Below are 12,704 nucleotides of genomic sequence, written 5' to 3'. Positions count from 1 at the left end.
AACTTTTTTTATTTTATTGAAATACCCGCTCCGACAACTACTAGTTGTTCTTTAATACTATCAACTTCAATTTGAGAAATATTTTTTTTAATAATTTGAGGTGAACTTTCTACTAAATTTTTGACTTCCTTTAAGCCTAAGCCGGTGATGGAACGAACTACTTTAAGTATAGCTATTTTTTTGTCTGTAGGTACATCTTCTAGAATAATATCAAAAGTTGTTTTTTGTTCTAATGGTTTTTCATTTTTTTTTTCCATATTCATACTAGATGTTATATTAGTATTTGTAGAAATAGAAGTATCTATATTAAAATTTTTCTCAATTTCTTTTACTAATTCAGATGCCTCTAATAAAGTTAATTCTTTTAATTGATTAACAATTAGATTAATTTTTTTGTTCATTTTTTAAAATTTTTTGATATTAATTATAAAGTTGTTTGTTATTATTGTTAATATAAAATTTTTTTTAAGTTTTAAGAATTTTTAAAAATAAATATATAGAAACTATTTTGATCTATTTTTATACTCTTAAACTTTATTATTTTTGAAAGTGGATAAATCTATATTAATAGCTGGCCCCATTGTAGTACATAAATGGAGACTCTTTAAATACTGACCTTTTACACTAGAAGGCCTATTCTGTTGGATAGATTGATAAATTACTTGTAAATTTTGAGACAATTCTTCATTTGTAAAATTTATTTTACCAAATAATAAATGTACTACCCCAAATTTATCAGCACGATATAAGATTTTACCTTTTCTAAATTCATGTAAACTAGTTAAAAGGTCGTTTGTAATCGTACCAGTTTTTATTGATGGCATTAATCCTTTAAGGCTAAGAATTTTATTAAATTTTATTAACTTAATCATCATATCTGGTGTTGTTAGTAATAAATCTAAATTTAAATCTTTTTTTTTTATTAATTCAATTAAATTTTCTGAACCGACAATATCAGCAAGCTCATAATATTCTGGTAAAATTTTTTCATTAGAAACAATGATTGCTATTTTTTTTTTTTTAATAATTTTATTTGGTAATATCAAGCTTGCACGTAATTGCTGATCGCTATATTTTGGTTCAATATTGAGATTTATATGTGCTTCCACTGATTCAATAAATTTTGCTGTTGCGGTTTGTTTTAGTAAACTAATAGCTTGATCTATGGAATATTTATTATGTTGAATTAAATAGTCTAGTTGTTTTTTCCGTTTTGAAGATTGTTTCATTAATAAATTTTACCAAAAAATAAGTAGAATATTCAAAAAGTTTAATTACGGAGAAATAATCTTAATACCCATATTTTTAGCTGTACCCTCAACAATTTTTATTGCACATTCTATATTTTTTGTATTAAGATCTGGTAATTTAATTTTTGCAATTTTTTTTATTTCATCATGAGTAATTTGACCAATACAAAAATGATTTGGTTCAGAAGCTCCTTTTTTCTTTTTTATTATTTGTAATAATAAAATAGAAGTAGGAGGTGTTTTTAATATAAATGAATAAGATTTGTCTTCATATACAAAAATTTCAACTGGTATAATAGTACCAATCTGATCTTTTGTTTGATCATTATATTCTTTACAAAATGTAGCAATATTAATTCCATATTGACTCAAAACTGGACCAACAGGTGGTGCCGGGGTTGCTTTACCTGCTTTTAATGCAAGTTTAGTTATAGATGAAACTATTTTAGGCATAATTTTATATTACTCTTTATACTGATTTATAATAAAGAACTCAGTGTAAGTATATCACTTTTTTAATAAAACTACAAGATCCTGACAACTTATTTTCATAAAAAAGTTTAAAAATTTAAATTTTTAAACTACACACCTTGAAGGATTTGAACCCTCGACATTAGGTTTTGGAAACCTATATTCTACCAATTGAATTAAAGGTGCTTAGGATATTATCAAGATGTTTTCTATTTAATAATATCTTGAATAAAAAATAATGGAATATTTTAATATTTTAAAAATTTTAATTTTCAAATAGAAAATATTTTGGTATATATTTTAAAAAAGCTGTCCCAATAGGACCATTTCTTTGTTTTGCTATAATAATTTCCATTATATTTTTATTTGTTGTATTCGAATTATAATATTCATCACGATAAAGCATTAAAACAACATCTGCATCTTGTTCAATAGATCCACTATCTCGTAAATCTGATAAAACAGGACGTTTATTTTGACGTATTTCTACATTTCTACTTAATTGTGAAAGTACCACAATTGTTATATTCATTGTTCTAGCTAATTTTTTTAGTGCTCGAGTTATTTTTGATAATTCTTGTACTCGACTTTCATCTTTATTACTTTCCAAAAGTTGTAAATAATCAATAACAACTAACCCAAGATTTCTACCTTGTGTACGTTTTAAATGTTTAAGTTTTGCTTGAATATCTAAAATTGAAAGATCAGGGCTATCATCTATAAAAATGGATAATCGAGAAAGTTTATTAACACTTTTATTTATTTGAACCCATTCACTTTTTGAAATTTTTCCGGTCTTTAATCGATTTGATGTTATTTTTGTTTCTGTTGACAAAAGTCGATACATTAATTGCTGTCTTGTAAGTTCCAAACTAAAAAAAACACTATCAATAGAAAATTGAGTACTCATATTTTTTGTTATATTTAGAATTAAAGCTGTTTTACCCATTGAAGGTCGACCAGCTAAAATTACTAAATCAGATTTTTGAAAACCTTGTATTATATTATCGATTTCTAAAAAACCAGAAAATAAGCCAGTAATTTGAGGTGATATAAGTTGTGATCTAATTTCTGTTAAAATTTCAGAAAAAACATCTGCTGTACTACCTAAATTTTTTTTTTGATATGTCTGAGTTAAAGTTAAGATTTTATCTTCGATATTAAAAAAAAGATCTTCCAACGAAACTTCTGTAAAATATCCATATTGTTTAATTTCTTGTCCTAATTGAATTATTGAACGCCTTAAATATTTTTCATAAACAATTGCAATATAATCGTTTAAAAAAGAAGTATAAACTGTTTGATTTATTAAATTTATAATTAATCTACTATCATTAAATTTGTTAACTAATTTTTGATCTTCAATCCAGGTTATTATTGTAGTATAATTGACAGGTTTACCTTGTTCATGAAGAAATAAAGCTCCTTCATAAATAATCTGATGAGTTTCTAAATAGAAAGCATCAATATTTAGTTGTTTATAAACAATATTAATTGCGTTTGGATCAGTTAAAATAATACCCAAAACCATTCGCTCACCTAGCAAACTGTAAGGTAAAATCTTTTTTTTACTTTTTAATTTAAAAATTTTTTTATTCATTATAGTATTAAAATATAAAAAAAAAGTTTTTTTTTTATATTATTTTAGGAAATATAGTTTTCTTAATTATTTTTATTTATAGATTTTTAATATATTATACTCAACTTAAAATTTAATAAGATTCATATTTATATTTTAAAATTAAAAAATATTATTTTATATATTATATAGATTATATAGATTATATATAATGTAAAAAACAAGTTTAAAAATGACTTGTTTTTTTTATATTTTATTTTTAAAATCTTTTTGTTATTTAAAAAATACATTTTAACAAAAAAAAATATATATAAATGAATACGTTTAAAATTAATTTTGTAAATCAATCGGATGATTTAAATTCAACAATTGAATGTAGAGATGACCAATTTCTTTTAGATGCGGCAGAAGAACAAGGATTGGAATTACCTTACTCATGTAGAGCTGGTGCTTGTTCTACTTGTGTTGGTAAATTATTAGAGGGGGAGGTAGATCAATCAGAGCAATCTTTTTTAGATAATGACCAAATAAAAGCTGGGTTTGTTCTAATTTGTAGATCTTACCCTATTTCTGATTGTAAAATAAAACCCCGTGTTGAAGAAGATTTATATTAAATTTATTTTTATAAACTTAAACTAATCTTTAAAAAAATTAACCGAAACACCAGCAGGAAAATTTAGAAAAAACAAAATATCGAAAATTTCAGAGGAATCTGTATGAATATCTATTAATTTTTTATATTGTCGAATCTCAAAATGTTCTCTTGAATCTTTATCAACATGTGGTGAACGAAGAACACAATAAATTTTTTTTTTAGTTGGAAAAGAAACAGGACCACATATTTTATTTAAAGATTTTTTTGAATTTAAAGAAATTTTAATAAGATTACATGCTTGCTCTATGATTTTATGATTAAAAGATTTTAAATATATACGAATTTTTTTTGTTATCATAAAAGAATCAAATTAAGAAATATTTTTAAAAATTATTCTACAATATTAGAAACTACTCCAGCACCAATTGTTTTACCTCCTTCCCTAATAGCAAAACGCATACCAGCTTCAACAGCAATGGGTGAAATTAATTCAACAGTCATTTTAATACGATCACCAGGTAATGCCATTTCAACATCAGAACCATCATCTGCTGTAAAATTTAAAATTTGACCTGTTACATCAGTAGTTCTCACATAAAATTGCGGACGATAACCTGCAAAAAAAGGTGTATGACGACCACCTTCTTCTTTAGTTAAAATATAAACTTCTCCTTCAAATTTTTTATGCGGTGTAATGGAATTAGGTTTAGCTAATACCATACCACGTTCTATTTCTTCTTTTTGTACACCTCGTAATAAAATACCAACATTATCTCCAGCTAATCCTTGATCAAGAATTTTCTGAAACATTTCAACTCCAGTAACTATAGTTGATCTTGTCTTATGAATTCCAACTATTTCAACATTTTGACCAACTTTAATAATACCACGCTCTATTTTACCTGTCGCTACAGTACCACGCCCTGTTATAGAAAAAACATCTTCAATTGCCATTAAAAATGGTTTTTCTATATCTCTTTTTGGAGTTGGAATTGATGAATCTACATTCTCCATTAGTTTGTATATTTTATCAACCCATTTATTTTCACCATATTTTAAATCTGGATTTGCAGAAATTGCTTCTAATGCTTGTAAAGCTGATCCAGAACAAATTGGAATATCATCTATTGGAAAATTATAATTTTCTAATAATTCTTGAACTTCTAATTCAACAAGTTCAAGTAATTCAGGATCATCAACTTGATCTTCTTTATTTAGAAAAACAACAATACTTGGTACACCTACCTGTTTTGCTAACAAAATATGTTCACGAGTTTGAGGCATAGGACCATCTGCTGCAGAAACAACTAAAATAGCTCCATCTATTTGAGCAGCACCTGTAATCATATTTTTAATATAATCAGCATGCCCAGGACAATCAACATGGGCATAATGACGTTCGTTAGTTTCATATTCTACATGTGCAGTATTGATAGTAATACCTCGTGCTTGTTCTTCTGGAGCAGCATCTATTTCTTCATATTTTTTAGCAATTACAGGTCTCCCACCAAGAGAAAGCACTGCAGTTATAGCTGCTGTTAATGTTGTTTTTCCATGATCTACATGTCCAATAGTACCTATATTAATGTGTGGTTTTGAACGATCAAATTTTTCTCGTGCCATTTAAAATTTTCTAAATTTTTTATATAGTAGATTTACTTTTGGCGAATGTTTAATTATAACTAAAAAAATTATGATTTTTAATTATTTTTTTTTTTATAAAAGTGTGAAAAAACTTTATTAGCTTCAGCCATACGATGAGTTTCTTCTTTTTTTCGTAAACTAGTACCAATACCATTAGAAGCATCTAAAATTTCATTTGCTAATTTAATAGATATTTTACGACCAGATCTTTTTTTTGCTGATTTTACTAACCAACTTAGTGATAGATTAATTCCACGAAAAGTAGTTACCTCAGTAGGAATTTGAAAACTAGACCCACCAATCCTTTTTGTTTTTACTTCAATCTTTGGACTACAATTTTTAACAGCTTTTTCTAATATTAATATAGGAATCTCTTTTGTATGATTTTCTATAATATTCAATGTTTCATTGACAATTTTTTGAGCTAACATTTTTTTACCTTTTTTAAGTAATCGAACTGTCAATAAACTTACTAAAAAACTATTATAAAAAGGATCCGCTAATGGAAATTTTCTTTTTAATCTAATTCGACGTGACATAATAATATTTTTAATTAATTTTTTTAATTGTAAAATTAATTTTTAATTTTTTTAGTTCCATATTTGGAGCGACTTTGCATACGATTTTTCACTCCATCACTATCTAAAGTACCACGAATAATATGATATCTTACACCAGGTAAATCTTTTACCCTTCCCCCTCTAATTAAAACAACAGAATGTTCTTGAAGGTTATGACCTATACCTGGGATATAGGTAGTAACTTCAAAGCCTGATGTTAAACGAACTCGAGCAACTTTGCGAATTGCAGAATTTGGTTTTTTAGGTGCTGCTGTATATACTCGTGTGCAAACTCCCCGACGTTGTGGACAACCTTTTAGAGCTGGTGATTTTGTTCGGTCAAAACTTTTATAACGTCCTTTTCTAATTAATTGTTGAATTGTTGGCATAATTTAACAAAATTTTTCTTTATTTAATATAAATTAAATTAACTCAGTTTTTTTCAAAGTATACTTTTTAAAAAAACGTTCTATTCGACCTTCTGCATCAATTAAACGTTGTGAACCTGTATAAAATGGATGATTTTTTGACCATATATCAACATTTAATTTTTGTTTTGTCGACCCTGTCTTCATTATTAATTGACCATCACAATAAACATTTACTTTTTGGAACCATTTCGGATGAATTTTTTTTTTCATAAAATTTATAAATTTTTATCGTTTTGAATATTGTGAAGCTTTTCGTGCTTTTTTTAAACCGTATTTACGTCTTTCCTTTATTCTTGTATCCTGGCTTAGAACCTTATTAAGTTTTAAAATTGATTGAAATTCATTTGGATTTTTTAAGACTAAAGCACGAGCTAATCCTAACTTAATAGCATCTGCTTGTGCATTTAAGCCACCACCTTTAACATTTATTAGAATAGTATAATTTTCTAATTTACTAATGAATGTAAATGGTAATAGAATTTTTTTTAAATAGATCAAATTATTCTGGAAATATTTTTCTAAAGTTCTTCCATTAATGTTAAAAGAAATTTCATTTTTTAAATTAAGAGTCTTTATTAGGTATACAATAGCTGAAGCGGATTTTCTACGACCCATCCCAAAATTTTTAGCTTTAATTTTCATAAAAAAATATAAAAAATTTTGATTAAATTTTAATTAATTGCGGAGTTTGAGCAAAATGTTGATATTGAGCTGTATTATAAATTTTAAGTTTTTTAAGCAATTTTCGTCCCATTCTATTTTTTGGTAACATACCTTTAACAGCATATTCCAAAATTCGTTTAGGTATTCGTATTTGTAAATGTTGAAATGTTTCTATTTTTTTTCCACCAGGTCGTCCTGAATGAGTGAAATATACTTTTTGTCTCATTTTATTACCAGTTAGATAAATTTTGTCAACATTTATAACAATAATAAAAATATTAAAATTTTGATAAGGTGTATAAAAGGTCTTATTTTTACCTTGTAGTAGTGTAGCAATACGTGTGGCTAGTCGCCCCAAACGTTGATTTGTAGCATCAATTAAAAACCATTTTGATTTAAGTTTATTAGATGATTGAACAATTGTATATTTCATAAACAACTAATAATATTATGTTATTAATTTAATGGATTTACTTATAAAGTTAAATTTTTAAATTCTTTTCTAGGTTGTTTTGTATATATCGGTTGTATTGGATATAACCATGTTACAAAATTTTTAATTGCTAAACTAAGAGCTTTTGTTGGTGTAATACTACCATTTGTCCAAATTTTTACAACTAATTCTTTATTTTTTTCATTTTGTTCAAAAATAACATTTTGTATTGGTGTGAAGGGAGCATCTATTTTTAAAAAATCTGTTGAATAATCGTTTTGATTTATCGAATCTGTTAATAAATAACCTATACCAGAATCAATTTTAATTTCTAATTCTAAAATTGAATTATCTGTAATAGTTGCAATATATTGTGTAGGATTGCAAATAGTAATTGTAGAAGGTAATTTTAAACTATTTGCAGTTATAATCGCTGGACCGCTAACTTTGAATCGACCTATTATAGGCGAAGAAAATTTCATTTTACTTTTAAAAATAATTTCCTTAAGATTTAATAAGATATCCAAAACATCTTCTCGAACTCCAGGTATTGTAGAAAATTCATGATTTACTGTTGCAATTCTTACTGCAACAATAGCTAACCCAGGAATATTTGTTAATAAAATACGTCTAAGTGCTGTACCTAAAGTAAGACTTTCACTATGATTTAATGAGTGAAAAGTAAATTGACCAAAAAATAGCGTTGGTTTTTGAAAATCTAATTCCAAACAATTATTTTCTAATTTTACCATCTTTATTTTAAATATTCTTTATAGTTATATAACTTTAAACTTAGGAAAATTATCAATTTATATTCGACGATGTTTTGGTGGACGACAACCATTATATGGGATTGGACTCATATCTTTTATTGAACTAATTTTAAGATTTATTGTTTGTAATGCACGAATAGCTGTATCTCTACCAGGACCATATCCTTTTATAATAATTTCAACTTTTTGTAAATTTACTATATCCATTGCTTTTTGTACAGCAATTTTTGATGCAGTTTGAGCGGCAAAAGGTGTACTTTTTCTAGCTCCTTTAAATCCACTTGTACCGGCTGATGCCCAAGAAATAGTATTACCTTTTATATCTGTAATAGTTATAAGGGTATTATTAGTTGTAGATTTAATATGTATTATTCCAGTATTAATATTTTTATACTTTTTTTTTTGTTTTTTTATCATAATTCATAACAAAATTTTTTTAATAATTCTCCTTATTTTTTTCTTACCAATAATCTTTTCCTCATATTACGTCTTGTTCGAGCATTAGTACGTGTTCGTTGTCCTCGAACGGGTAATAGAATTCGATGTCGTCGCCCTCTAACAGAACCTATTTTAATAAGACGATTAATATTAGCTTTAATAATACGTTTTAAATCTCCTTCCAGTTGATAATCTTTTTCCAAAATCTTTCTTAACTTAATAATATCTGAATCACTTAAGTCTTCTATTTTAAATCCTTTCTTGTGTTGCTTAAAATCAATATCAATTTTTTGTAAAATTTCAGTTGCACGTGATAAACCAATTCCATAAATAGAAGTTAAAGCATAATTTATTTTTTTATTTTGCGGTAAATCAACACCTAAAAAACGAACCATATTTATCTCCTTATTTTTAAAATCTTTGTTTAATTATTAACTTTAATAATTAACCTTGTCGTTGCTTATGTTTAGCATTAGAGCATATAACACGGACTTTACGGTAACGCTTAATAATTTGACAACGGTCACACATCTTTTTTATAGAAGGGCGTACTTTCATTTTTAATTATAAATTTAAAAATTTTTGTATTTAAAATTGTATATTTTTATAAAATTTATTAGATTTTAAGTTAAAATAAATATTTTTTATATAATAAAATATAAAATATATTAAAGTCAAATCTAATAAATTTAATATAAAAAACTATTAATTCGTTTGATAATATCAATTAAAACATTAACTAAAATAATTTGTGAAGTAAATCCAAAAGAATTTAAATTAGAAATATTTAATAATAATTCAAAAAATTGAATTATAGCAATTATACCTACTAAAAAAATGGCATTAAAACTTGCAATTTTATTTAATGTTTTTGTTAAATATTTTTCAGTTTCCAAACCAGGTGTAATTTTTGGAATAACCACTGAATTTTTTCTTAATTCTTCCGCAATTTCTTTTGGTTCAAAAAATAAAGTTGAATAAAAATATGTAAAGAAAAAAATTAATCCACTGTAAAGACCTAGAAAAAGAAGATGTTCACTCCAAAATCCAATTTTAGATTGAAAAATTTTTTCTATATTTAAAACAGAAAAAAATTGTATTTTAAATATAAACCAAATATAAGATAAAACAATCATTATAGATGAAGCAAAAACTAATGGCATTACCCCTGTTTGATTTATACGTAAAGGTAAAAAACTATTAATTTGACGTATAAAAGAACTTTTTCCAAAAGAAAATTGCCGAGCTGTAATAATTGGAATTTTTATAATAGTTTCATTCAAACTTACACAACTAAATATAGAAAATAAAAATAAAATTAAAATAATAATTAATTTTAGATAATCAATATTATTATGTTTATTAATTAAAATTAAAAATTTTTTAAATTGATCGGGTAAATGTGAAACAATATTAAAACATATTAATAAAGAGGAACCATTACCTATTCCATTTTTTGTTATTAATTCACTAAACCATACTAAAATAAAGGATCCACCAACTAATATACTTATAATTAAAAATATACTTATAAAACTCCAATTTAAAATATTTTTTTTTAAACTATAGGTTAAACCAAAACTTTGTATAATTGCTAAGAAAAAGGTTAAAATTCTAGTATAATTTACTAATTTTCTTTTCCCAAATTCTCCTTCTTCTTGTTTTAATTGTTTTAAAGATGAAATAGAAACTATTAATAATTGGATAATTATAGAGGCATTAATATAAGGAAAAATACCTAGACTAAATAAACCAAAAATTTTATTGTTCCCACCAGAGAAAATATTTAAAATTTCAATAATTGAATTTTGGTATAAATTCGTATTTATAATTTGTGGTGTATTTAAAAAAAAATTTTGATTAATAAAAGGTATTGGAATAAAATTTCCAATTTTAACTATAGTTAAAAGAGTTATTGTTAAAAGAACTCTTTCTTTTAAAGATTGTTCACTATTCATTTGATAAAAGATATCCATTCTAATTAAAGCTTTATCAATAAAAATCAATTAATTTTTATAACTATATACTTTTTCTATTGAAATATCTCGTGCATTAGCTACATCCTTAATAGTTCGTAGAAAAGATAAAGCATTAATCGTAGCTCTTGCATTATTTAATAAATTACTACTTCCCATTTGTTTTGCTACAATATTTTGAATACCCGCTAATTCAAGAACAATACGAATGGAACTACCAGCAATAACACCAGTACCGGGACCGACTGGTTTTATTAAAACTTTAGCAGATCCACAAACTCCAGTTGAAATATGTGTTATAGTCAATATTTTAGTAATTGGAACATTTATAAGACATTTTTTAGCTTCATTCAAAGCTTTTTTAATAGAAAGACTTATTTCATCGGCTTTACCAACGCCAACACCAACTTGACCTTTTTGGTTTCCTAAAATTAGAGTCGTACGAAAACTTAATTTTTTACCACCCTTAACAACTTTTGAAACTCGTTGAATTTCAACTATACTTTGTCGCCACTCTGAAACTTGTTTTTTAGTCTTTTTTTGTTTTTTATTAGAAATTTGTTGTACTTTTTTGTACATAATATTTTTATTTAAAACTTAAAATTTCAAACCTATACTTCTTGCTCCGTCAGCAATAGCTTTTATTCGACCATGATAAGGTTTATCATTTCGATCAAAAATTATGGATTTAATTCTTTTTTTAAGTATTCGTTGTCCGATAGTCTTACCAACTAAAAAAGATGCTTTAATTGTGGCTCCCGATTTAATTTGAGATTTTATTTCAGTATCCAAAGTAGAACATGAAATAAAAACATGTGAGGATTCATCATCAATTAATTGAGCATATATGTGTTTATTTGATCGAAAGACACATAAACGGGGTCGTTGTTTTGTACTTTTAATACAATTTTTTTTTTTAATCATAAATATATTTTATTATCTTCCTGATTTTCCTACTTTTAATTTAATACTTTCACCTTTGTAAAAGATCCCTTTACCTTTATAAGGTTCTGGTAATCTTTTACTTTTAATACTACTTGCAAATTGACCAACTTTTTCCTTATCAATTCCTCTAATAATAATTGTATTATTTCCTTCAAGTAAAATTTCAATAGTTTTTGGTAATAGCATAATAATCGGATGACTATATCCTAAATATAATATCAATTCTTTATCAGAAATTTGTACTCGATATCCTATACCTTTTAATTCAAGTACTTTTTCAAATTTTTGAGAAACTCCTAAAATCATATTATTTATTAATATTCTTGATAACCCGTGAAATTGTCGTACTAACCGAGAATTGTTTTTTGCTATCAATAAAATATAATTTTTTTTAATTTTAATTGTAATTAATGGAGAAATTTCTCTAGATAATTCACCATATGGTCCTAAAACTTTTATTACTAAACCTGTAAGTTTAATTTTAACATTATCAGGTATTAGGATTGGAAGTTTACCTATTCTAGACATAAATTTTAATATTTTAATTTTACCAAATATAACAAAGAACTTCACCACCAATCCCTAAATTTTTAGCTTGATGATTACTCATTATCCCTTTTGATGTTGATAAAATTGTAATTCCTAAATTTCCTAGAATATTTGGGATATTTTTTTGTCCAACATATACTCGTAAACCTGGTCGACTAACCATTTTAATCATTGTAATTACTGGTTTATATAATGGTCCTTTATATTTTAAATAAAGTAATAAACTTGTTTTTTTAGTATATATAATTTTTTCAAAATTTTTTATATAACCTTCATTTTTTAAAATATTAGCTATTCCACGAGTTATTTTTGTATTTGGTACTTGTACAAGCTTATGACGTACAAGATTAGCATTTCTTATTCTAGTTAACATATCTGAAATAGTATCCATAGGAAT

The 12,704-nt window shown here is 25.1% G+C and carries 21 protein-coding genes and 1 tRNA gene; 1 reads left to right on the top strand and 21 read right to left on the bottom strand.

Features of this window, described 5'->3' with window-relative positions; all coding sequences use genetic code 11:
- Positions 1-8: 8 nt before the first annotated feature.
- The 5 genes from rplL to dnaB all read right to left on the bottom strand — a co-directional run bounded on the left by rplL (position 9) and on the right by dnaB (position 3,321).
- Positions 9-401, bottom strand: a complete 393-nt coding sequence (gene rplL, locus GY791_19300) for a 50S ribosomal protein L7/L12 (protein ID MCP4330567.1) — start codon at positions 399-401, stop codon at positions 9-11.
- A gap of 126 nt (positions 402-527) precedes the next feature.
- On the bottom strand, positions 528-1,229 hold the full coding sequence (rplA, locus tag GY791_19295) for a 50S ribosomal protein L1 (GenBank protein MCP4330566.1): 702 nt from the start codon (positions 1,227-1,229) through the stop codon (positions 528-530).
- Between the two features lie 45 nt (positions 1,230-1,274).
- Positions 1,275-1,703, bottom strand: a complete 429-nt coding sequence (rplK, locus tag GY791_19290; protein MCP4330565.1) for a 50S ribosomal protein L11 — start codon at positions 1,701-1,703, stop codon at positions 1,275-1,277.
- 131 nt (positions 1,704-1,834) lie between these two features.
- A tRNA-Trp gene (locus tag GY791_19285) sits at positions 1,835-1,907 on the bottom strand.
- A 79-nt stretch (positions 1,908-1,986) separates the two neighbouring features.
- Positions 1,987-3,321 (bottom strand): replicative DNA helicase, encoded by a 1,335-nt coding sequence (gene dnaB, locus GY791_19280; GenBank protein ID MCP4330564.1) that lies wholly within the window; start codon positions 3,319-3,321, stop codon positions 1,987-1,989.
- 293 nt (positions 3,322-3,614) lie between these two features.
- On the opposite strand from dnaB, the gene GY791_19275 reads away from it, so the two are divergent.
- Positions 3,615-3,914, top strand: a complete 300-nt coding sequence (locus GY791_19275) for a 2Fe-2S iron-sulfur cluster binding domain-containing protein (protein ID MCP4330563.1) — start codon at positions 3,615-3,617, stop codon at positions 3,912-3,914.
- A 21-nt stretch (positions 3,915-3,935) separates the two neighbouring features.
- On the opposite strand, the gene rpsJ is transcribed toward GY791_19275, so the two are convergent.
- The 16 genes from rpsJ to rpsH form a co-directional block, all read right to left on the bottom strand.
- On the bottom strand, positions 3,936-4,253 hold the full coding sequence (gene rpsJ, locus GY791_19270; protein ID MCP4330562.1) for a 30S ribosomal protein S10: 318 nt from the start codon (positions 4,251-4,253) through the stop codon (positions 3,936-3,938).
- Positions 4,254-4,285: 32 nt separating this feature from the next.
- On the bottom strand, positions 4,286-5,518 hold the full coding sequence (tuf, locus tag GY791_19265; protein MCP4330561.1) for an elongation factor Tu: 1,233 nt from the start codon (positions 5,516-5,518) through the stop codon (positions 4,286-4,288).
- Between the two features lie 77 nt (positions 5,519-5,595).
- Entirely contained in the window at positions 5,596-6,078 is a 483-nt protein-coding gene (gene rpsG, locus GY791_19260) for a 30S ribosomal protein S7 (protein ID MCP4330560.1), read from the bottom strand.
- Between the two features lie 35 nt (positions 6,079-6,113).
- Entirely contained in the window at positions 6,114-6,488 is a 375-nt protein-coding gene (locus GY791_19255) for a 30S ribosomal protein S12 (protein ID MCP4330559.1), read from the bottom strand.
- A 33-nt stretch (positions 6,489-6,521) separates the two neighbouring features.
- Positions 6,522-6,740, bottom strand: coding sequence for a 50S ribosomal protein L31 (gene rpmE / locus GY791_19250; protein ID MCP4330558.1), 219 nt, complete (start codon positions 6,738-6,740; stop codon positions 6,522-6,524).
- Between the two features lie 15 nt (positions 6,741-6,755).
- Positions 6,756-7,172, bottom strand: a complete 417-nt coding sequence (gene rpsI, locus GY791_19245) for a 30S ribosomal protein S9 (GenBank protein ID MCP4330557.1) — start codon at positions 7,170-7,172, stop codon at positions 6,756-6,758.
- A 22-nt stretch (positions 7,173-7,194) separates the two neighbouring features.
- Positions 7,195-7,626: a 50S ribosomal protein L13 gene (gene rplM, locus GY791_19240; protein ID MCP4330556.1), complete on the bottom strand. Its 432-nt coding sequence runs from the start codon at positions 7,624-7,626 to the stop codon at positions 7,195-7,197.
- A 41-nt stretch (positions 7,627-7,667) separates the two neighbouring features.
- Positions 7,668-8,378, bottom strand: coding sequence for a DNA-directed RNA polymerase subunit alpha (locus GY791_19235; protein ID MCP4330555.1), 711 nt, complete (start codon positions 8,376-8,378; stop codon positions 7,668-7,670).
- A 57-nt stretch (positions 8,379-8,435) separates the two neighbouring features.
- Complete coding sequence (gene rpsK / locus GY791_19230; protein ID MCP4330554.1) at positions 8,436-8,816, bottom strand: 30S ribosomal protein S11; 381 nt, start codon at positions 8,814-8,816, stop codon at positions 8,436-8,438.
- A gap of 32 nt (positions 8,817-8,848) precedes the next feature.
- Positions 8,849-9,232: a 30S ribosomal protein S13 gene (rpsM, locus tag GY791_19225; protein ID MCP4330553.1), complete on the bottom strand. Its 384-nt coding sequence runs from the start codon at positions 9,230-9,232 to the stop codon at positions 8,849-8,851.
- A gap of 49 nt (positions 9,233-9,281) precedes the next feature.
- Entirely contained in the window at positions 9,282-9,395 is a 114-nt protein-coding gene (gene rpmJ / locus GY791_19220) for a 50S ribosomal protein L36 (protein MCP4330552.1), read from the bottom strand.
- A gap of 131 nt (positions 9,396-9,526) precedes the next feature.
- Positions 9,527-10,795 (bottom strand): preprotein translocase subunit SecY, encoded by a 1,269-nt coding sequence (secY, locus tag GY791_19215; protein ID MCP4330551.1) that lies wholly within the window; start codon positions 10,793-10,795, stop codon positions 9,527-9,529.
- Between the two features lie 48 nt (positions 10,796-10,843).
- Positions 10,844-11,392 (bottom strand): 30S ribosomal protein S5, encoded by a 549-nt coding sequence (gene rpsE, locus GY791_19210; protein ID MCP4330550.1) that lies wholly within the window; start codon positions 11,390-11,392, stop codon positions 10,844-10,846.
- Positions 11,393-11,410: 18 nt separating this feature from the next.
- A complete protein-coding gene (locus GY791_19205) occupies positions 11,411-11,737 on the bottom strand; it encodes a 50S ribosomal protein L18 (protein ID MCP4330549.1) in 327 nt (108 codons plus the stop codon).
- Between the two features lie 12 nt (positions 11,738-11,749).
- Positions 11,750-12,286, bottom strand: coding sequence for a 50S ribosomal protein L6 (gene rplF, locus GY791_19200; protein MCP4330548.1), 537 nt, complete (start codon positions 12,284-12,286; stop codon positions 11,750-11,752).
- Between the two features lie 19 nt (positions 12,287-12,305).
- On the bottom strand, positions 12,306-12,698 hold the full coding sequence (rpsH, locus tag GY791_19195; protein ID MCP4330547.1) for a 30S ribosomal protein S8: 393 nt from the start codon (positions 12,696-12,698) through the stop codon (positions 12,306-12,308).
- Positions 12,699-12,704: the final 6 nt, after the last annotated feature.

This window comes from Alphaproteobacteria bacterium (genome assembly GCA_024244705.1).
In the GTDB taxonomy this organism is placed as follows: Bacteria; Pseudomonadota; Alphaproteobacteria; order JAAEOK01; family JAAEOK01; genus JAAEOK01.
This window is presented reverse-complemented; position numbering and strand designations above follow the sequence as displayed.